The sequence below is a fragment of the Pseudomonas fluorescens genome, assembly GCF_001648775.1.
In the GTDB taxonomy this organism is placed as follows: domain Bacteria; phylum Pseudomonadota; class Gammaproteobacteria; order Pseudomonadales; family Pseudomonadaceae; genus Aquipseudomonas; species Aquipseudomonas fluorescens_M.
Map to the genome: position 1 here is coordinate 464,556 of NZ_LVEJ01000003.1, position 21,128 is coordinate 485,683.

At 60.6% G+C, this 21,128-nt stretch carries 16 protein-coding genes; 4 read left to right on the top strand and 12 right to left on the bottom strand.

The window, feature by feature from the left end; genetic code table 11:
• Positions 1–21 precede the first annotated feature (21 nt).
• The 12 genes from A8O26_RS06450 to gcbA form a co-directional block, all read right to left on the bottom strand.
• Positions 22–2,796, bottom strand: coding sequence for a hybrid sensor histidine kinase/response regulator (locus A8O26_RS06450; protein WP_064117260.1), 2,775 nt, complete (start codon positions 2,794–2,796; stop codon positions 22–24).
• A 99-nt stretch (positions 2,797–2,895) separates the two neighbouring features.
• Complete coding sequence (gene purD / locus A8O26_RS06455) at positions 2,896–4,191, bottom strand: phosphoribosylamine--glycine ligase (protein ID WP_064117261.1); 1,296 nt, start codon at positions 4,189–4,191, stop codon at positions 2,896–2,898.
• 147 nt (positions 4,192–4,338) lie between these two features.
• Positions 4,339–5,946 (bottom strand): bifunctional phosphoribosylaminoimidazolecarboxamide formyltransferase/IMP cyclohydrolase, encoded by a 1,608-nt coding sequence (purH, locus tag A8O26_RS06460; protein WP_064117262.1) that lies wholly within the window; start codon positions 5,944–5,946, stop codon positions 4,339–4,341.
• 83 nt (positions 5,947–6,029) lie between these two features.
• Entirely contained in the window at positions 6,030–6,350 is a 321-nt protein-coding gene (gene fis / locus A8O26_RS06465; protein WP_003221275.1) for a DNA-binding transcriptional regulator Fis, read from the bottom strand.
• Positions 6,347–7,357, bottom strand: a complete 1,011-nt coding sequence (gene dusB / locus A8O26_RS06470; RefSeq protein ID WP_016984921.1) for a tRNA dihydrouridine synthase DusB — start codon at positions 7,355–7,357, stop codon at positions 6,347–6,349. The genes fis and dusB overlap by 4 nt, the downstream gene beginning before the upstream one ends.
• A 185-nt stretch (positions 7,358–7,542) precedes the next feature.
• Positions 7,543–8,823: a DUF3426 domain-containing protein gene (locus A8O26_RS06475; RefSeq protein ID WP_064117263.1), complete on the bottom strand. Its 1,281-nt coding sequence runs from the start codon at positions 8,821–8,823 to the stop codon at positions 7,543–7,545.
• A gap of 30 nt (positions 8,824–8,853) precedes the next feature.
• Positions 8,854–9,732, bottom strand: coding sequence for a 50S ribosomal protein L11 methyltransferase (gene prmA, locus A8O26_RS06480; protein WP_064117264.1), 879 nt, complete (start codon positions 9,730–9,732; stop codon positions 8,854–8,856).
• Between the two features lie 260 nt (positions 9,733–9,992).
• Entirely contained in the window at positions 9,993–11,351 is a 1,359-nt protein-coding gene (gene accC, locus A8O26_RS06485) for an acetyl-CoA carboxylase biotin carboxylase subunit (RefSeq protein WP_016984924.1), read from the bottom strand.
• 17 nt (positions 11,352–11,368) lie between these two features.
• Positions 11,369–11,827 carry an acetyl-CoA carboxylase biotin carboxyl carrier protein gene (accB, locus tag A8O26_RS06490; RefSeq protein ID WP_064117265.1) on the bottom strand — a complete coding sequence of 153 codons (459 nt, stop codon included), beginning with the start codon at positions 11,825–11,827 and terminating at the stop codon, positions 11,369–11,371.
• A 48-nt stretch (positions 11,828–11,875) separates the two neighbouring features.
• Positions 11,876–12,328, bottom strand: coding sequence for a type II 3-dehydroquinate dehydratase (aroQ, locus tag A8O26_RS06495; RefSeq protein WP_007914604.1), 453 nt, complete (start codon positions 12,326–12,328; stop codon positions 11,876–11,878).
• A gap of 241 nt (positions 12,329–12,569) precedes the next feature.
• Positions 12,570–14,516, bottom strand: a complete 1,947-nt coding sequence (locus tag A8O26_RS06500; RefSeq protein WP_064117266.1) for a methyl-accepting chemotaxis protein — start codon at positions 14,514–14,516, stop codon at positions 12,570–12,572.
• A 51-nt stretch (positions 14,517–14,567) separates the two neighbouring features.
• A complete protein-coding gene (gcbA, locus tag A8O26_RS06505) occupies positions 14,568–16,238 on the bottom strand; it encodes a diguanylate cyclase GcbA (RefSeq protein ID WP_064117267.1) in 1,671 nt (556 codons plus the stop codon).
• Between the two features lie 435 nt (positions 16,239–16,673).
• On the opposite strand from gcbA, the gene A8O26_RS06510 reads away from it, so the two are divergent.
• From A8O26_RS06510 to speA, 4 genes are all read left to right on the top strand, one after another.
• The gene (locus tag A8O26_RS06510; RefSeq protein ID WP_064117268.1) at positions 16,674–17,741 is read left to right on the top strand and encodes a DUF2333 family protein; all 1,068 of its coding nucleotides are present in this window, start codon (positions 16,674–16,676) and stop codon (positions 17,739–17,741) included.
• A gap of 3 nt (positions 17,742–17,744) precedes the next feature.
• On the top strand, positions 17,745–18,302 hold the full coding sequence (locus A8O26_RS06515) for an NUDIX hydrolase (protein WP_064117269.1): 558 nt from the start codon (positions 17,745–17,747) through the stop codon (positions 18,300–18,302).
• Positions 18,303–18,489: 187 nt separating this feature from the next.
• Entirely contained in the window at positions 18,490–18,861 is a 372-nt protein-coding gene (locus tag A8O26_RS06520) for a translation initiation factor Sui1 (protein ID WP_007914613.1), read from the top strand.
• 219 nt (positions 18,862–19,080) lie between these two features.
• Positions 19,081–20,994, top strand: coding sequence for an arginine decarboxylase (gene speA, locus A8O26_RS06525; RefSeq protein WP_064117270.1), 1,914 nt, complete (start codon positions 19,081–19,083; stop codon positions 20,992–20,994).
• Positions 20,995–21,128: the final 134 nt, after the last annotated feature.

The window sequence follows — 21,128 nt, forward strand, 5'->3', positions numbered from 1 at the left end:
GCAGGGCGCGGCGAAGCTCGCTTAAAAGGTCGACGCCGTCCGGTTCTGCTGATCACGCTGGGCCACCCAGTGCTCGATCAACTCGCGCAATTGCGATAGCTCGACGGGTTTGGACATGTGTCCATCCATGCCGGCCTGACGCGCGCGCTCTTTGTGTTCAGCAAGGATATGCGCGGTCAGGGCAACGATCGGCGTGCGGATACGCTGGTTGCTGACTTCCCAGGCGCGCAGTTGCTGGGTCGCAGAGAAGCCATCGAGGATCGGCATTTCGCAGTCCATCAGCACCAGATCGTAACGCTGCGCTTTCATCGCTTGCAGGGCTTCTTCGCCGTTGCTGGCGGTGTCCGGTTGCAGGTTGAGTTTGCCGAGCATGCCGCGGATCACTTTGGTCGAAATCGTGTTGTCTTCGGCGACCAGGATGCGGAAGTCGCTCGGCACCTTGACGGCGGCGGCTGTCGGCACGACTTGCGGCTGGAACACCACTTGACCCTTGTTGCGCTGGTTGAGTTCGTCCGCGAGGGTGGTTTTCAGGGTGTAGCCGGCCACCGGTTTGGCCAGAATGCGTTTGATCCCGGAGTTGCGCGCGATGATCTTGCTCGGCGCGTTGCTGATGCCGGTGAGCATGATCAGCAGAATGTCGTGATTGAGGCTCGGGTCTTCCTTGATCTTGGCCGCCAGTTGCATGCCGGTCATGCCGGGCATGTTCTGATCGAGCAGCACCACGTCGAAATAATCGCGCAGGTGCGCCTTGGTGCGCAGCAGGGCCAGCGCTTCCTTGCCCGACGGCACTGCGCTGACGTTCAAGCCCCAGGCGCTGCATTGCTGGACCAGCACTTTGCGGCAAGTGTCGTTGTCGTCGACCACCAGCACGCGTGCACCTTGCAGCGGGCTGTCGAGGTCGGACGTCGGGTGTTCGAGGCGATCCGGGTCCAGCGGCAAGGTCAGCCACAACGTGCTGCCCTGATTGGCGCCGCTCTTGATGCCGAACTCGCCGTGCATCAAACGAATCAGTTGCCGGGCGATGACCAGGCCGAGATTGCCTCCCAGGCGATTGGCCGAAAGGAAGTGCTTGCTGTGCAGTTCCGCGTGCATCAACGCATCACGTTCTTCCTGCTCCATCGGTAGACCGCTGTCCTGCACGGCGATGCGCAGGCGTGGTTTGCTGCTGCGCTCGTCGAGGGCAACGACGATCAGCACTTCACCTTCGTCGGTTTTCTTCAGGGCGTTTTCCAACAGGCTCAGCAAGGTCTGGCGCAGGCGCGTCGGGTCACCACTGATCACCCGTGGCACTTGCGGCTGGATAAAGCTGATCAGCTCGACGTTCTGTTGTTCAGCCTTGGCCCGGTAGATGCTCAGGCAGTCGTCGATCAGGGCATTGAGGTCGAATTGCACGTCGTCCAGTTCGATCTGCCCGGATTCGAGCTTGGAGATGTCGAGGATCTCGTTGATCAGCGTCAGCAGTTCGTTGCCGGCGCTGTGAATGGTCTGCACATAGTCGCGTTGCTTGACCGACAACGGCGTGCCGAGCAGCAGTTCGGTCATGCCCAGCACGCCGTTCATCGGTGTGCGGATTTCGTGGCTGATCTTGGCGAGGAATTCGGCCTTGGCGTTGATCTCGGCATTGCTCGCGGCCAGATCGCGACTGATGCTGAAGCGACTTTCGGTGATGCTGCGTTGACGCTCGCCCAAGGCGATGCTCATCAACAGGCCGCTGATACAGATGAACACCATCAGCGTCATGATCAGGCCTTGCGGTGCGACCAGCGTCAGCCCCAACAGGGCCGGAAGAATGATCAGCGTGCCAATGTTGAACACTACCATCGCGGCAACGAACAGCCGCGCCGGGCGGTAGCCCTTCTGCCAGTGATAGAACGCGACAAACAACATGCTCAGACCGGCCAGCGCCACCAGTGCGTAGGTGATGATGTTCAGCGGCAGGGTGTTGACGAACAACAGCAACAGGCTGCACGTCACGATGAACAGAATGTCGCCCAGCAGCAGTTTGTTCAGCGGGTGCGGGCCGAGCGGGGCGAAGAAGCGCAAGGCAAACATCAGCCCGGCCGGGGCGGTGAGCAGCAGTGCCAGATAAGCGCCGGGCGTCTGGATCGCATGCCAGTTCGGCAGCCATGGCCCGGCAAGGTTGAGCAGCAGCAACAGACTGAGGCCCAACAGGCCTTCGCAAATGGCCAGCCACAGGCTGCTGCGTGAGCGGGAATAGGCGTAACGCACAAGGTTGTGCAGCAGCAGCATGCCGAGGCAGCCGAACAACAGGCCGAAGATCAACGTCTGGTTATGGTTGGCCGCACTCATCAGCGCCGATTGCAGGGTGACATGCGGGCGCAACTGGTGGTCGGAAACCATCCGCAGGTAAACGTCGAGGGGCTTGTCGCTCTGGGGCAGCGGCAGCATGAAATCACTGCTCGGTAACGGCCGCTCAGCCTGTGGCTGGTCAGTGCCGGTGTTGCGCTGCTCGATCAGCTTGTCGCCGTCGAGCACGTAGAGGCTGAGTTGAGACAGGTCGGGGGCGAAGATGCGCAGCACTTGTTCGTGCTTGCCCGGCGCCAGCCTGAAACGCAGCCACAAGGCGCCATCGGGCTCGGCCGCGGTCAGGCGATCAAGGTCGATGGGGCTGAATTGATTGGTGTAGCGAGCGGAGCGGATGTCGCTCAATTGCAGATTGCCCTGATCGTCGAGCAATACCGACCAGCCACTGCCTTGCGCGGCTTGGGCCGGGAGCATGCAGAGCAAGGTCAGCAACGTGACGGTGAAGCTTATGGCAATCCTGAGCCAGCGCACGGCGAAATCCCTTCGTAGGTTGATGCCAGAATATAACGATGCGCGACGGTGGAACAGCCCGGCAAGGAACGGCATTCCTCGCCGGGCTTGAACGACAACTTATTCCTGGGTTTCGCCACGCTCACGGGCAATGGCGCGGTAGCCAATGTCGTTGCGGTAGAAGCAGCCTTCCCAGTCGATGGCCTTGGCCAGCTTGTATGCCTGCTGCTGAGCTTCGCCGACGCTTGCGCCCATCGCCGTGGCGCAGAGTACGCGACCACCGGCAGTTACTACGTTGCCATCTTTCAGCGCGGTACCGGCGTGGAAGACTTTGCCTTCCATGCTTGCGGCGGCATCCAGGCCGTTGATCGCGGCGCCTTTGGCGTAGTCGCCCGGGTAGCCGCCAGCGGCCAGCACGATGCCGACGCTCGGACGTGGATCCCACTGCGCTTCGACCTTGTCCAGCGCTTGCGCCAGCGCAGCTTCGACCAACAGCACCAGGCTCGATTGCAGACGCAGCATCACCGGCTGGGTTTCCGGATCACCGAAGCGGCAGTTGAACTCGATCACCTTCGGGTTACCGGCCTTGTCGATCATCAGGCCCGCGTAGAGGAAACCGGTGTAGACGTTGCCTTCTTCAGCCATGCCGCGCACGGTCGGCCAGATCACCAGATCCATCACGCGCTGGTGCACGTCAGCGGTAACCACCGGGGCAGGGGAGTAAGCACCCATGCCGCCGGTGTTCGGGCCGCTGTCGCCGTCGCCGACGCGTTTGTGGTCCTGGCTGGTAGCCATCGGCAGAACGTTTTTGCCGTCGACCATGACGATGAACGAAGCTTCTTCGCCGTCGAGGAATTCCTCGATGACCACGCGCGAACCGGCGTCACCGAAAGCATTGCCGGCAAGCATGTCGCGCACGGCGTCTTCGGCTTCAGCCAGGGTCATGGCGACGATCACGCCTTTACCGGCGGCCAGGCCATCGGCCTTGATCACGATTGGTGCGCCTTTTTCACGCAGATAAGCCAGGGCTGGCTCGATCTCGGTGAAGTTCTGGTAGTCGGCGGTCGGGATCTTGTGGCGCGCGAGGAAATCCTTGGTGAAGGCCTTCGAGCCTTCCAGCTGCGCGGCACCGGCAGTCGGACCGAAGCAGTCCAGACCACGGGAACGGAACAGATCGACGACGCCAGCCACCAGCGGCACTTCCGGACCGACGATGGTCAGGGAAACGTTTTTCTCGGCGAAGTCGGCCAGTTGCTCAAGGGCCAGCACGTCGATGGCGACGTTCTCGCACTTGGCCTCAATGGCGGTGCCAGCATTGCCCGGTGCAACGAACACCTTCTGCACGCGCGGATCCTGAGCCACTTTCCAGGCCAGGGCGTGTTCACGGCCACCGCTGCCAATGATCAAAACATTCATTTCAAAAACCTCAAAATTCTGTCAGGCGCTGCTGTAGCGCTTTATGTGGGAGCGAGCCTGCTCGCGAAAGCGGTGTGTCAGTCAACGTCAACGTCGCTGGCAGATTGCATTCGCGAGCAGGCTCGCTCCCACATTTGAATCGGTGTATCAGTGACGGAAGTGGCGCATGCCCGTAAAGACCATGGCGATGCCGGCTTCATCAGCAGCAGCAATCACTTCAGCGTCACGCATCGAGCCACCCGGCTGGATCACCGCAGTGATACCGACCTTGGCTGCGTTATCCAGACCATCACGGAACGGGAAGAACGCATCGGAGGCCATCACCGAACCGGCCACTTGCAGGCCTGCGTGCTCAGCCTTGATCGCAGCGATACGCGCCGAGTTTACGCGGCTCATCTGGCCCGCGCCGACACCGATGGTCTGACGGTTCTTGGCGTAGACAATGGCGTTGGACTTAACGTACTTGGCGACTTTCCAGGCGAAGATCAGGTCGTGGATTTCCTGTTCGGTCGGGGCACGTTTGGTCACCACTTTCAGGTCATCGGCGCTGATCATGCCGATGTCACGGCTCTGCACCAGCAGACCGCCGTTGACACGCTTGTAGTCCCAGGCAGCGGCGCGGTCGGCCGACCACTCGCCGCAGGCCAGCAGGCGCACGTTGGCTTTCGCAGCCACGATGGCACGGGCTTCTGCGCTGACGCTCGGGGCGATGATCACTTCCACGAACTGACGCTCGACGATCGCCTTGGCGGTCTCAGCATCCAGTTCACGGTTGAAAGCGATGATGCCGCCGAATGCCGATTCGGTATCGGTGGCGTAAGCCAGTTCGTAGGCCTGACGGATGCCGCCCTCAGCGTCCGGGCTCACGGCCACGCCGCATGGGTTGGCGTGTTTGACGATGACGCAGGCTGGCTTGACGAAGCTCTTCACACATTCCAGCGCGGCGTCGGTGTCGGCCACGTTGTTGTACGACAGCTCTTTGCCTTGCAGTTGGGTGGCGGTGGCGATACCGACTTCGGCAGGCTTGGCCTCCACGTAGAACGCCGCGCTCTGGTGCGGGTTCTCGCCGTAGCGCATTTCCTGGGCCTTGATGAACTGGCTGTTGAAGGTGCGCGGGAATTCGCTGCGGCCTTCAGTGCTCAGGGTTTCAGTGGCCTGGTTAACAGTGCCCATGTAGTTGGCGATCATGCCGTCGTAGGCGGCGGTGTGTTCGAAGGCCTTGAGCATCAGGTCGAAACGCTGAGCGTAGGTCAGGCCGCCGGCCTTTAGGCCCTCCAGCACACTGGCGTAATCGCTGGCATTCACCACGATCGCTACGTCTTTATGGTTTTTCGCTGCCGAACGGACCATGGTCGGGCCGCCGATGTCGATGTTTTCGATGGCGGTCGGCAGGTCGCAACCTGGCTTGTTGATGGTGGCTTCGAAGGGGTACAGGTTGACCGCGACCAGATCGATCGGCTTGATGCCATGCTCGTTCATGATCGCGTCGTCGACACCGCGACGACCGAGGATGCCGCCGTGGATTTTCGGGTGCAGGGTTTTCACCCGACCGTCCATCATCTCGGCGAAACCGGTGTAATCCGCGACTTCCACTGCGGCAACACCGTTGTCGCGCAGCAGCTTGAACGTCCCGCCGGTGGAGAGGATCTCGACGCCCAGAGCTTCAAGCTCCTTGGCGAACTCGAGGATCCCGGTCTTGTCGGAAACGCTGATCAAGGCGCGGCGGATCGGCAGGCGGGTAGTCTGGTCGGTCATCTCAATTTCCATCAAAAGCAAAGGAAGTCAGCAAAAAAGGCGACCGTTTTTTACGCGGGCGCCTTTCTGGTTTGATTGAATGCTTACAGCAGATCGTACTGCTTGAGTTTCTTGCGCAGCGTGCCGCGGTTAAGTCCCAGCAGCTCACTGGCCTTGGTCTGGTTGCCCTTGACGTAGTTCATCACGCTTTCGAGCAGGGGAGCCTCGACTTCGGAGAGCACCAGGTTGTACACATCCGTGACGGACGCGCCCTCAAGGTGGGCGAAATAATTGTGCAGCGCCTTCTCGACACTCCCGCGAAGGGTCTGGCCTTCTTCGCTCGGGGTATTGAGGTGCTGTTTCAAATTCACGTTGTCGCTCACGGGTGCTGTTCCACTCACTAAAGTCTCGGTCATCATCGTCATGCGGCCACCCCTTCTTCGTCCCCTGTCAGGCTCTTGTAACGCTCGGCGAAGAACTCCCGAACGTTGGCGCATTGTGTTTCCGTACCATCCAAACGATTGAAGTGGGCGCGAAACTCCCTGGCGCCCGGCAAGGTTGCGAGATACCAGCCCACATGCTTGCGCGCAATGCGCACGCCCATCACATCCCCATAGAAAGCGTGAAGTGCGGCCAGATGCTCTAGCAGTATGTGTTCCACCTCGATCAGCTCCGGTGCCGGCAATTTCTCGCCGGTACGCAGGAAGTGTTCGATCTCGCGAAAAATCCATGGCCGCCCTTGGGCGGCGCGGCCTACCAACAGACCATCGGCTCCGGTCGCGTCGAGCACGTAACGGGCCTTTTCCGGCGAATCGATATCGCCGTTGGCAAACACCGGAATCGACACCGCCTGCTTGATCGCGGCAATCGTGTCGTACTCCGCTTCCCCTTTGTACAGATCGGCGCGAGTGCGGCCATGCACTGCCAGCGCCGTAATGCCGGCCTGCTCGGCGATCTTCGCCACGGTCAGGCCGTTCTTGTTGTCGCGATCCCAACCCGTGCGGATCTTCAAGGTGACCGGCACATCAACCGCCGCCACGACGGCGTGCAGGATCTCGGTGACCAGTGCTTCGTCTTTCAACAACGCGGAGCCGGCAGCCTTGTTGCAGACCTTCTTTGCCGGGCAACCCATGTTGATATCAATAATCTGTGCGCCCAGTTCGACGTTGGCCCGGGCCGCGTTCGCCAGCATCTGCGCATCGCCACCGGCAATCTGTACCGAGCGCGGCTCGGGATCGCCTTCGTGGATCATGCGCATGCGCGACTTGCGGGTGTTCCACAAGCTCATGTCGCTGGTGACCATTTCCGAGACAACAAGCCCTGCGCCCAAACGCTTGCACAGCTGACGAAAGGGCTGATCGGTGACCCCCGCCATCGGGGCGAGAATCAAGCCGTTCTGCAATGTGTATGGGCCGATGCGTACCGCCGACATAGGACTTCCCTGAAGTGGGGCCGGATCATGAGAGTTCGAAAAAGGGTTGGCATGATACCCGCTCTCGATGACTGGATAAAGGCTGAATTGAACAAAATCTGAACAGTTATTCTGTTATTGCCAGCGGTTTGGTTGCGCGCTGCCAAGTCAGAAAACCGCCGTCAATTCAGAAATGCTGAAGTGGCTCACTCGGGCGAGTGGAAACTCAGGCTGTAATTCACCGCTTTCGGGCCTGGATCGAGAATATCCAGCGCGATATGGATCGGTGTTTGCGGCGGCATTTCCGCCAGACCCTCAAGATCGCCGCTGAGGTATTCGCCGGGCTTGAAGCGACGACTGGCAATCAGGTGGCCGTTGAGATCGGCAAAACGCAGTTCCAGCAGCGGAAACGGCTGAGAGAACGTTGCGCGGTTATAGATGATCGCGTCGACCACCAGCGCACCGCTGAATTCCGGGTGGCTGCGCACCACCAGGTTGCTGCTCTTGATTCGGGCGATGTCGACCTTGGACGGCACGGTGCAACCAATCTGCGGGCAGATCTGCTGGAACCATGGACGGTATTGGTCTTGTCGCGCCAGTTCATCGAAGTGATAGGCGATGTATTGGCCGGCCAGTCCGCCTGCCGCGATCAGCACCAGTAACAGCCAAAGCAAGCGACGGCCCCAGGGTGAGCGGCGCTTTTGCCAGTCGAGTTGCAGTGGATCGTCGGTCAGGTCCTGCAAGACTTCCGCGCGGACACCGGGCTCTGCGCGGTCACGCTTTTTGCGCAACGGCTCGATCGAAGGCAAATCGTCTTCGCCGTCATCGTCGTCGCTGGCCGAGAAGCGTTCACGGCGGGCATTCGGATCGATCGGATCGTGCAGGCGCAGCTGCGGGATGGCCGGTTCGTCGTCCAGATCCACCGGTTCCAGCGTCAACGAAGGTTCGGTACGCGCGGCTTTTACCGGCTCGATCTCGACGGTTTCTGGCTCGTCATCTTCGGGTTCGGCACTGTGCGCATCGGCGCGTTCGCTGAACAGGCTGTCGCGCCACAGCGCTTCATCCGGTTCAGGTGCGTCGCGGCGCGCGCTCAGGGAGTCTTCGCGCGGGCGACCGAACTCGGTGGTGGGCTGGATTTCCCGTTGTTCGAGGCGGGCGAGTTCTTCGTCCAGATCGAGGCTGTCGAGATCCAGCTCGGATGCGCTCCACTGCTTTTGGCTGATGGCGCGCGGTGCGGGCGGTTCGACGATGGGCGGCGGCTCGATAACCGGCGCGGCCTCGACAATCGGCAGTTGCTCGACAATCGACGGCGCGACCGGCGTCACCGCGTCCTTGCCGGCGTGTTGTTCCAGCAGCTGCTTGGCCGCGTTGAACACTTGCAGACAGGAGCCACAGCGAACCACCCCGCGGGCCACGCTCAATTGAGCATGGCTGACACGGAAACTGGTTTGGCAATGCGGGCACTGGGTGACGAAGCTGTCGGTCATGCGGCGATCCGGATTATGCAGGCGGTCATTCTAGCGCCGACGGCCGGTGATGCGCACCCAGCCATCGCGATTGGCGATCGGGTCGAGATCGAAGTCCTGCGCATAAGCGGCGGCGACTTCTTCACCTTGCTCGGCGAGGATGCCCGACAGCGCCAGACGGCCACCGGATTTAACCAGGCTGGACAGTTGCGGCGCCAGCGAAACCAACGGGCCAGCCAGAATGTTGGCGACCAGCACGTCGGCTTGAACCTGTGGCAGATCTTCCGGCAGGTACAGCGGGAACAGCTCGTCGGCAATGTTGTTGCGACCGGCGTTATCGCGTGAAGCTTCCAGCGCTTGTACGTCGATGTCGGTGCCGACCGCTTCCTTGGCGCCGAGCAGCAGGGCGGCGATCGCCAGAATTCCCGAGCCACAGCCGAAGTCGAGCACGTTGCAGTTTTTCAGGTCCTGGCCGTCGAGCCATTCCAGGCACAGCGCGGTGGTCGGGTGAGTGCCGGTGCCGAAGGCCAGGCCCGGATCCAGCAGCAGATTGACTGCATCAGGCTCAGGCGCGGCGTGCCAGCTCGGCACGATCCATAGACGCTGGCCGAAGCGCATTGGCTGAAAACCGTCCATCCAGCTGCGTTCCCAATCCTGATCTTCGATGACTTCGCTGTGATGTTCGGGCAGCGGGCTGCCGGTCAGCAGTTCCAGATGGGCCAGCACCGGTGCCGGCTCGGTGCCGCCTTCGAACAGCGCCAGCAGGTGCGTGTGCGCCCACAGCGGCGTGGTGTTGAGTTCCGGCTCGAAGATCGGCTGATCTTCGGCGTCCATGAAGGTCACCGACACGGCGCCCACTTCAAGGAAAGCGTCTTCGTAGGTTTCGGCTTGTTCCGGGCTGATGGCGAGACGTACTTGCAGCCAAGGCATGGCGGGCACCTTTGAAAAAATATTGATTGCAGCCTAGCGGCCTGCGAGAAGCGCGCAAGTTTACGCGAGCGCGCTGGGTTTGTGGGAGATGCATTGCACCCTGTGGGCGCGAGCCTGCTCGCGAAAGCGGAGTGTCAGTGATTGCATATGGATCTGATACACCGCTTTCGCGAGCAGGCTCGCTCCCACAAGGGGCTTGTGAAACCTGCAGAAACAACAAAGCCGCCCGAAGGCGGCTTTGTTGGGTGCAGGCTCGAAGCTTAGTGCTTCTCGGCAGCCAGCTTGTGCTCCAGGTAGTGAATGTTTACACCGCCCTTGCAGAAGCCTTCGTCACGAACCAGATCACGGTGCAGCGGGATGTTGGTCTTGATCCCGTCTACCACGATTTCGTCCAGGGCATTGCGCATGCGTGCCATGGCTTCGTCGCGGGTCGCGCCGTAAGTGATCAGCTTGCCAATCAGCGAGTCGTAGTTCGGCGGAACGGCATAGCCACTGTACAGGTGCGAATCGACGCGAACGCCGTTGCCGCCTGGAGCGTGGAAATGCTTGACCGTGCCCGGACTCGGCATGAAGGTTTTCGGGTCTTCAGCGTTGATCCGGCATTCCAGCGAGTGACCGCGGATAACCACATCATCCTGAGTGAACGACAACTTGTTGCCAGCGGCGATGCTGAGCATCTCCTTGACGATGTCGATACCGGTGACCATTTCCGAAACCGGGTGCTCCACCTGAACACGGGTGTTCATTTCGATGAAGTAGAAACGACCGTTCTCGTACAGGAACTCGAAAGTGCCGGCGCCACGGTAGCCGATGTCGATGCACGCCTTGACGCAGCGAGCCAGTACTTCCTCGCGAGCCTTCTCGTCGATGCCCGGTGCCGGCGCTTCTTCGAGAACCTTCTGGTGACGACGTTGCAGCGAGCAATCGCGGTCGCCCAGATGGATGGCGTGGCCCTGGCCGTCGGACAGCACCTGGACTTCGACGTGACGCGGGTTGGTCAGGAATTTTTCCAGATACACCATCGGGTTGCCGAACGCCGCGCCAGCTTCGGTGCGGGTCAGTTTGGCGAAGGCGATCAGGTCTTCTTCCTTGTGCACCACACGCATACCGCGACCACCACCGCCGCCAGCGGCTTTGATGATCACCGGGTAGCCGACTTCACGACCGATGCGCAGCGCCGTTTCTTCGTCTTCCGGCAGTGGGCCGTCAGAGCCTGGAACGGTCGGCACGCCGGCTTCGATCATCGCGTGCTTGGCCGAAACCTTGTCGCCCATCAGGCGGATGGTTTCGGCTTTCGGGCCGATGAAAGCGAAGCCGGAGTTCTCGACCTGCTCGGCAAAATCGGCGTTTTCCGCGAGGAAACCGTAGCCTGGGTGAATGGCGGTAGCGCCGGTCACTTCAGCGGCCGCGATGATGGCCGGGATGTGCAGGTAGGACTGAGCGGCAGACGCCGGGCCGATGCAGACGGATTCGTCTGCCAGACCCAGGTGCATCAGCTCTTTGTCGGCCTTGGAGTAAACGGCGACGGTCTTGATGCCCATCTCTTTGCAGGCACGCAGAATCCGCAGGGCGATCTCACCGCGGTTAGCGATCAGAACTTTTTCCAACTTCGCAGTCATCAAAGGCTCTCCGCAGTTCAAACGATGGTGAACAGCGGTTGGTCGTACTCAACCGGCTGGCCGTCTTCGACGAGGATGGACTCGATCACACCGCTGGTTTCAGCTTCGATGTGGTTCATCATCTTCATGGCTTCGACGATGCACAGAGTGTCGCCTTTCTTCACGGTCTGGCCGACTTCAACGAAGGACGGCGAGGTTGGCGAAGATTTACGGTAGAAGGTGCCGACCATCGGCGAACGGGCAACAGTGCCGTTCAGCGCTGGTGCAGCCGCGGCAACCGGAGCGGCAGCCACTGGAGCCGCTGCAACAGGTGCGGCAGCCGGCGCTTGCATCGGAGCCGGTGCGTAGTACTGCTGAGCCGGGGTCTTGCTGTGACGGCTGATGCGTACGGACTCTTCGCCTTCCTTGATCTCGAGCTCGTCGATGCCGGACTCTTCCAGCAATTCGATCAGTTTCTTAACTTTACGGATATCCATGAATCATCAACTCCCAAGGGTCGGTCAGGGGCGCTTAACGCTTGTAGTTCAAGTCGTTGCCTGTGTTTCAAGCTGTTCTAGTGCAGCCTCCAGGGCCAGTCGGTAACCGCTGGCGCCAAGGCCGCAGATCACTCCCACCGCTACGTCGGAGAAGTAAGAGTGATGGCGGAAAGGTTCGCGTTTGTGCACGTTGGACAAATGCACTTCGATGAATGGGATGCTCACTCCCAGCAACGCGTCACGTAATGCGACACTTGTGTGCGTAAAAGCTGCTGGATTGATCAGAATGAAATCGACGCCTTCGCCGCGTGCGGCGTGGATGCGGTCGATCAATTCGTACTCGGCATTGCTTTGCAGATACAGCAGATGATGGCCGGCTTCACGGGCGCGGCGCTCCAGATCCTGATTGATCTGCGCCAGGGTCGTTGAACCGTAAGTGCCGGGTTCGCGGGTGCCGAGCAGGTTCAGGTTGGGGCCGTGCAGCACCAGTAGGGTTGCCATCTGCGTAGTCCTTGTTATGAATGAGCAGTCGTCAGAACCCGGCGACTATGCCGCAAAGACTTTGTGACTGTCCAGTTCTATGCAATAGCCAGCACGATGGCCGATGTTTGCGCGAAATATGTGACCAAGTGATTTGATCCGGTCATTTGCGGTGATGATGCGGGCCGCTTCGCGAGCAGGCTCGCTCCCACATTGGAATATGTACCCCTGTGGGGGCGAGCTTGCTCGCGAAGGCGATTTGTCAGACACGAAAGGCCTGAACGGCGGTATGCAATTGGCCGCCCAATATCAGCAGGTTCTCGCCCTGTTCGCGCCCACGGCCGATCCGCACCAGATTATCCCCACCCAACTGATGGATCCGCTCGCTGTGATCGCGAATCTCGCTGACCGCGCCACTCTGCTGCGCAGTGACATCAGCGATGCGGATCGCCGTGTCGGAAATGGTCTGGATCGCGCCGACGATTTTATCCAGCGCGCCATCCGCCGCTTGTGCCTGATTGGCCGTGGCTTCGGCGTGTTCGACCTGCGCGCGCATGCCTTCCACCGATTGCCGTGCCGCTGTTTGCAGGCCGGCGATCAGCGTCTGAATTTCCGCTGTAGCACCGGCAGTGCGCTGCGCCAGCGAACGCACTTCTTCGGCGACCACGGCAAAACCGCGACCCATTTCCCCGGCCCGCGCCGCTTCGATCGCGGCGTTCAGCGCCAACAGGTTGGTCTGGTCGGCGATCGAGCGAATCACCGTCAGCACGCCGCCGATGGTCGCTGACTCCTCGGCCAGATGCTCGATCATCTGCGCGTTGCCTTGTACTTCACCGACCAAGGCATGCAGCCCGGTCAGGCTCTGGCCAATCACGGTCTGGCCATGCTCGACGGCCAATCCGGCGTGTCGGCTGGCATCCGCTGCCTGCTGCGCATCGCCGGCCACCTGTTGAATGGTTGCCTCCAGTTCGCCCAGCGAATCACGGATCAACGCCGTGTCACCGGCCTGATGTTCGGCGCCGCTGTGCAAATCGTTGCTCAGCTCGGCAAGCGTGCGACTGCTGCCCGCGACTTGTTCGGCATTGCCGCGAATCGTTCCGACCAAGTCCACTAGATAGGCACGCAAGCGGTTGAGTGAGGCTTCAATGTCGTGCAGTTCACGGTTGGTTTTGCCCAAGTGGATATCGCCGCTGAAATCGCCCTCGGCCCAGGTCGACAGTGCCGGAGCGAGATTGGTCAGCGTGCGCGCCAACCGTCGCTGCAAGGTGTCGATGAGCAGCGCAATCAGCAGAATCAGGCCGATCATCACGCCTTGCATCAAGCGGACTTCGCCCTGGATTTGCCCGTGCTGGGCGCGCACCACCGGCTCCAGTCCAGCGATGGCTTGCTGTACGGCGGCGATTTTCTCATGGGTGGCGGTGCTCAACTCGGTGCGCTTTTGAATCTGATCGCGGGTGCGCGCCAGCTCTGCAGGGTAGCGGCCAAGCAAGCTGTTGAGCTCACGTTTGAGGCCCACACCGGCGTCCTCGGCGACAGTTTTTTCGCTGTTCTCGATGCCCATCAGCGCGGCGAAGTCATCGCTGCCCGATTCGCTTTTGGCGACGACACCGAGCAAGGGCAGGGCATCAATCGCTTGAGCCTGCGAGCGAATATTGCTGACTTCGCGCTCAACGTCGGCGGCCAGTTCGCTACGCCCGCTGCTGACCAGTTTGTCCCGCGCCAGCGATAGTTTACCCACGTGCTGCGAGGCGGACAGCAGTGGCGTCAGATAGGCCGCATTGCCGTTGGCATAGGTGCTGAGCTGGTCGAGACTAGCGCTCAGTTCGCGTTCGGCCTGCAACAGCAACGCTTGCGGATCGCCGGCCAGCTTGCCGGCGGCGAGCAGGTCGGTTTTGCTGAAGTCTTCAAGCCCCGACAGGCTTGGGCGCAATGTCTCGGCCAGCGCTGGTGGCAGCTCATCGAGTTCTTTCTGCAAGCCGTCGATGGCCTGGCTGGCACTGCTCAAGCGCAGGGCATCGCCGCTGCCGAGGTAGTCCTCGACATTGCGTGCCACCTCGTTCTGAAATTGCTGCGACAACCCCAGATAGCGCTCCATCAACAGATACGGGCGTTCGAGGGCTTTTTGCGACCACCACAGCGTGGCGCCGAGTGCGAGGCACACGGCGACCAGCAGCAGCGTATTGAGATTGGTGAGCAACTTCAGGCGCATGACGGCTACCAACGGCAGAAATGGTAAGCGCCTGAATTTATTGCGGTTCTGTTACAGGGTTATGACCGAATCAGTGGAATCCGATGAAAAAGTGGCACTTTGCTTTGAGTCGCGCGCAGTCTGCACGCGATTGCGTCCGGCACCTTTGGCGCGGTACAGCGCCTCATCGGCCTGACTGGCCATCATCAAACTGTCGCAGTCGTCGTGCATTTCCACCACGCCGGCACTGAAGGTGCACCACAAATCCTGTGGCTGCGCCGGGTAATGGATTTCGGCGAAGCGTTGGCGGATCTCGTCGAGGACTTTGTGCGCGGCTTCTATATCCGTGTCAGGCATGACGATGGCGAACTCTTCGCCGCCATAGCGGCCGATGAAGTCGGTCTTGCGCAAACGCTGCTTGAGAAACAGCGCAAGGCTTTTGATCACGCGGTCGCCCATCGGGTGGCCGTGACTGTCGTTGACCCGTTTGAAGTGGTCAATGTCGAGCATGGCAAAGCTCAGCGGCTTGTTCTCGCGGCGGGCGCGGAACGAGCAGTCTTCGAGCAATTGCAGAATGTGCGTGTGGTTGTACAGGCCGGTGAGGCTGTCGCGGACCATGCGCGCTTTCAGATTGCGCGCGCGGGCGGCGCGGTTGCGCACGGTCGTGATCAGGTGGCGCGGCTTGATCGGCTTGGTCAGGAAGTCATCGCCGCCCTCGCTCATGGCGTCGAGTTGCTTGTCCAGATCGTCCTCGGCCGACAGGTAAATGATCGGCACGCTGACATAACGGTCGTTGTGGCGGATCACCTTGGCCAGCTCGGTGCCGGTACAGGCCGGCATGTACATGTCGAGGATGATCAGGTCGGGCTGGAAATCCGCCAGTTCGGCCATCGCCTGAATCGGTTCGATCAAGGTGCGCGTGACGATCCCGGCGCTGTTGAGCAGGCGTTCGGTGTGCAAGGCCTGGGCGCGCGAATCGTCGATGATCAGCACTTTATAAGGTTCGTACTGGGCGACGCAGGTGAGGACTTCGATCTTCTCCAGCAGGCTCGAGGCTTCGAGGGTGCCGGTAAGGAATTCCTGGCCACCCGCACGCACGGCAGCGAGGCGCGTCGGCGTATCGGTTTCGTGCAGGCTGAAGAACAGCAAGGGCAGCGGTTCTTCCAGGCCAACCTGGGCTTCGGCGGCGAGTTTCAGACCGATGCCGGCGCCGCTGAAATCCACGTCCATGACGATCGCCGCTGGCAGGCGCTCGACCATCGATGAGCGAAACGCCGAGACACTGTCCAGCGCCTGCGCGCTCAAGCCAAAAAACTCCAGTTGCTTGGCCAGCCGCTCGGCGCGGTCGTGGTCCTGCAACATCACGTAGATCGGCTTGCGCAGTGGCGGCAGAAACGTCTGGTCGAGTTGATCGCCATGGCGCAGACCGGTGCGCGACAGGCGCTGCATCAAACGGTTGAGGTCGGTGATCAGGCCGCTGCTGAGGCGGCCGCGATTGGCGTCCACCGCTTCCAGCGATTGACTGATGTGGTGCGCCAGTTGTGTGTGTTCGGGCTGTTCGAAGCGCTCGGCAAAACGCAGCAGGCGCAAATTGGCCTCGCTCAGTTCGGCGAGATCGACAGTGGACCACTCACTGCGTTGCAGGCGCTGCCATATCTCAAGAATCTGACGTGCCTGATGAATTACCCGCTGGGCAAAGTGGTGCTTGAGACGCTCACGGCTGGGGTCTTCTGGCTCGGTCATATCCTGACTACTAGTTAGGCTGCATGCTGAGATCGACTGGTGGCTCTATGCTAGCACCTCTTTTCCCTTAGACGAGTGTCGTACGTCAATAATCTGCGGTGCGACACAATTCAGTTTCTGACCGGGCGGTTTTGTTTTTGACCTGTTCGTCGGTGAAGTCCACATAAACCGGGCGCTCCCTGAGTTGCCAGAGTGATCGGGGCGAGTTTTCTGTCGCGCTTTTATCCGCGCGGTGAATGAGCTTTGCAAGGGTTTTCAGTGCCCTGCAAGCCGTTTGGCTGAGGCGCCGGGATCGGGGATTCCCTTAGTGGGCGCCGAAGCGGCATTCGTCCACATGATTTGCGGCTTATCGTTACGCGCGGGTGCCCGGCCTTGGCACGTTGTTGTATGGTTGTGGTCGAACCGTTGAACCCAAGTGATTGAAAGGATATCGCCATGCTGGACTGGAAAAACCGCGCGGGCAGCGCGCCTGAACGTGCCGCTGAACCCAAGTCGGCCGCCCGCAGCTATGTTGGCGGGCTGCTGTTCAGCCGTGCCCTGGCCACGCTGATCGGCATTTACCTACTGGTGACCATTGGCCTGGGATGGTACTGGAGCCAGGAGCCAGCGCTGTTTCCGGTGGCGCAAAACGCTCAGGCGGCAGCCGAGAAAGAAGGCAAGCAAATGGTGGTCGGCTACACCACGGTCGAAACCCTGAAGACCGTCGCCGGGACCTTGCTGAACAAACCGGGCGGCTACATTTCCAACGACCGCTTCCCGCCAGGCCTGTGGATGGACAACACGCCGAGCTGGGAATACGGCGTGCTGGTACAGGTGCGTGACCTGACCCGCGCGCTGCGCAAAGACTTCGCCCGCTCGCAATCGCAGTCGGCTGAAGACGCCGATCTGGCCAAGGCCGAGCCGCGTTTCAACTTCGACAACAAGAGCTGGATCCTGCCGTCCAGTGAGTCGGAATATCAGGAAGGCATCAACTCCCTGAGCCGTTATCAGGCACGTCTGTCTGACCCGACGCAGAAAAATGCGCTGTTCTACGCACGCGCCGACAACCTGAATAACTGGCTGGGCGATGTGGGCACCCGTCTCGGTTCGCTGTCGCAACGGCTGTCGGCCAGTGTTGGTCGAGTCAAACTCAACACCGCGCTGAAAACCGAAGTTCCGGCCGTCGGTGAAGTGCCACAGGTTGACGAAGAAGTCGTCGAGACCCCGTGGATGCAGATCGACAACGTGTTCTATGAAGCACGCGGTCAGGCCTGGGCGCTCTCGCACCTGTTGCGTGCCATCGAAGTCGACTTCGCCGATGTGCTGGCGAAGAAGAACGCCACGGTCAGCGTGCGGCAGATCATCCGCGAGCTGGAAGCCTCGCAGGAACCGGTATGGAGTCCTATGATTCTGAACGGTAGCGGTTTCGGCGTGCTGGCTAACCACTCGCTGGTCATGGCCAACTATATTTCCCGGGCCAACGCCGCTGTGATCGACTTGCGTCAACTGCTCAACCAGGGCTGATTCATGAGCCAAAACGCCAAAGAGGCGGCGCATCGCGCTGCCTCGGATGCCGAACAGATCGCCTGGGTCGACGAGCAGGACAACCTGCTCGGCGCTCTGGTGCGCGCCGATTTGCGCCAGCGCGGGCTGATCGGTCGCGGCACCTACATCATGTTGTTCAATTCCGCCGGCGATCTATGCGTGCACCGGCGCACCTTGAGCAAGGCGATTTATCCCGGTTTCTGGGACGTCGCGGCGGGCGGCATGGTGCAGGCCGACGAGACTTACGCCGAGTCGGCAGCCCGAGAGCTGGAAGAGGAATTGGGCGTCAGCGGCGTAGAGCTGACGGCCCATGATCATTTCTACTTCGAGGACACCGGCAACCGTTTGTGGTGTTCGGCGTTTTCCGCGGTGTGGGATGGCCCGCTGAAACTGCAGCCTGAAGAAGTCCTCGAAGCCCGCTTTATTCCGGTCGAGCAGGTCATGCAGGAAATCCAGCAAAAGCCTTATTGCCCGGACTCTCTGGCAGCGCTCAAGCGCTATCTCAAGGCTCAACAAAGCGACGTCGCAAAGAACACATAAATTGGCGCCGATTGGCACTTAGCAATCGGGTTTTTTGCCGTTACACTGCGCGACCTTTTCAAGCTGCACCGACCTGCTTCCACGGAAGCACCGGCGCAGTAGCGCTGCCCCTGCCTGAGTGGGGCTTCGCGGTCGCTGACCTTGCCCAAGGTTGCGATCAGTCTTTGTCCTCCCAAGAGGATTGCCGGTGGCCAAAAAAGCCGCATCCTTCGCCGCCTTAGGTGGCCTGGTATTTTCCACCGACGCAGGTCGTCATTGCCCGGAATGCAGTAAACCGGTGGACGCCTGTATCTGCAAACAAACCGTAATCCCGGCCGGCGACGGCATTGCCCGCGTGCGTCGCGAGAGCAAGGGCCGTGGCGGCAAGACGGTGACCACCATCACCGGCGTGCCACTGGCCGAAGACGCGCTCAAAGAGTTGGCGACAACGTTGAAGAAACGTTGCGGCACCGGCGGGGCGTTGAAAGACGGCATCATCGAAATCCAGGGCGATCATGTCGAGCTACTCTTGGCAGAACTGATCAAGCACGGTTTCAAAGCGAAGAAGTCCGGCGGCTAGCAGCCTCTGTGAAAACCACCTGCGGCTTGATCCGGTTCTGAAATCTCTCAGATCCGCCGTCGTCGCCATGGTTTTCACAGAGCCTGTTCATGACCGGTTTCTAAACTCCACGCGGTCAGCGCGGTCTACCGCCGCGCTGACGAACCGTCATTTTCATACTTTAGACAGCGCCGGCCTGCGATCAGGCGACGCACTATGACTTCTTTATAGGGGACTTCGATGTCCGTACGACGCACACGCAAAGACGATGGCAGCCAATGGACAGTTGCGGACAGCCGCAGTGTTTACGGGATTCGCCATTGGGGGGCCGGGTATTTCGCGATCAATGACGCCGGTCGCGTCGAAGTTCGTCCGAACGGCCCGAGCAGCTCGCCTATCGACCTGTTCGAGCAAGTCGACCAACTGCGCAAAAGCGGTTTGTCCTTGCCGTTGCTGGTTCGTTTCCCCGACATCCTGCAAGACCGTGTTCGCCAGTTGACCGGTGCCTTCGATGCGAACATCGAGCGCCTGGAATACCAGAGCAAGTACACCGCGCTGTACCCGATCAAGGTTAACCAGCAAGAAGCGGTGATCGAAAACATCATCGCCACCCAGGACGTTTCCATCGGCCTGGAAGCCGGCTCCAAGCCTGAACTGCTGGCCGTGCTGGCGCTGGCGCCGAAGGGCGGCACCATCGTCTGCAACGGTTACAAGGACCGCGAGTTCATCCGTCTGGCGCTGATGGGCCAGAAGCTCGGCCACAATGTGTTCATCGTCATCGAGAAAGAATCCGAAGTCGGCCTGGTCATCGAAGAAGCCGCCTCGCTCAAGGTCAAGCCACAGGTCGGCCTGCGCGTGCGTCTGTCGTCGCTGGCCTCGTCGAAGTGGGCGGACACCGGTGGCGAGAAATCCAAATTCGGTCTGTCGGCAGCGCAACTGCTGTCGGTGGTCGAGCGCTTCCGCGCGGCTGGCCTGGATCAGGGCATTCGTCTGCTGCACTTCCACATGGGCTCGCAGATCGCCAACCTGGCTGACTACCAGCACGGCTTCAAAGAAGCGATCCGTTACTACGGCGAATTGCGCAACCTCGGTCTGCCGGTCGATCACATCGACGTCGGCGGCGGTCTGGGCGTCGACTACGACGGCACGCACTCGCGCAATGCCAGTTCGATCAACTACGACATGGACGATTACGCCGGTGTCGTGGTCGGCATGCTCAAGGAATTCTGCGACGCGCAGAGCCTGCCGCATCCGCACATCTTCTCCGAAAGCGGCCGCTCGCTGACCGCGCACCACGCGATGCTGGTGGTGCAGGTAACTGATGTCGAGAAGCACAACGACGAAATCCCGCAGATCGAAAACAAGGAAGCGCTGCCGGAAACCGTGCAGTGGCTGGTTGATCTGCTGGGCCCGACCGACATCGAAATGGTCACCGAAACCTACTGGCGCGCCACGCACTACATGAGCGACGTGGCAGCACAGTACGCCGACGGCAAACTGACCCTGGCCGAGAAAGCCTTGGCCGAGCAATGCTACTTCGCCGTGTGCCGTCGTCTGCACAACTCGCTGAAAGCCCGTCAGCGTTCGCACCGTCAGGTGCTCGACGAGCTCAACGACAAGCTGGCCGACAAGTACATCTGCAACTTCTCGGTGTTCCAGAGCCTGCCGGACACCTGGGCGATCGATCAGGTGCTGCCGATCATCCCGCTGCACCGTCTCGACGAAGAGCCGCTGCGCCGCGCGGTGCTGCAAGACCTGACCTGCGACTCCGACGGCAAGATCAACCAGTACGTCGACGAGCAGAGCATCGAAACCAGCCTGCCGGTACACGGCTTGAATGAAGGCGAAGACTACCTGCTGGGCGTGTTCCTGGTCGGCGCCTATCAGGAAATCCTCGGCGACATGCACAACCTGTTCGGTGACACCGACTCGGTGAACATCTACCAGAACGCCGATGGCAGCGTGTACCACGCCGGCATCGAGACCCACGACACCATCGAAGACATGCTGCGTTACGTGCACTTGTCGCCGGAAGAACTGATGACTCACTACCGCGACAAGTGCGCCAGTGCCCGCATCAGTGCCAGCGAGCGCACGCAATTTCTCGATGCCTTGCGTCTGGGTCTGACCCGCTCCTCCTACCTGTCTTCCTGACGGCAGGTTGCTGACTCACCGGGTTGTCTGAAGTTTTCCCACAAGCTGCGGAAAATTCAGATGACCCGGTGGGACATTTCTCCAAATTTCCGCGAAACGCTTGTCTACCACAGCCAGCAAAGTCATCTGGTCTG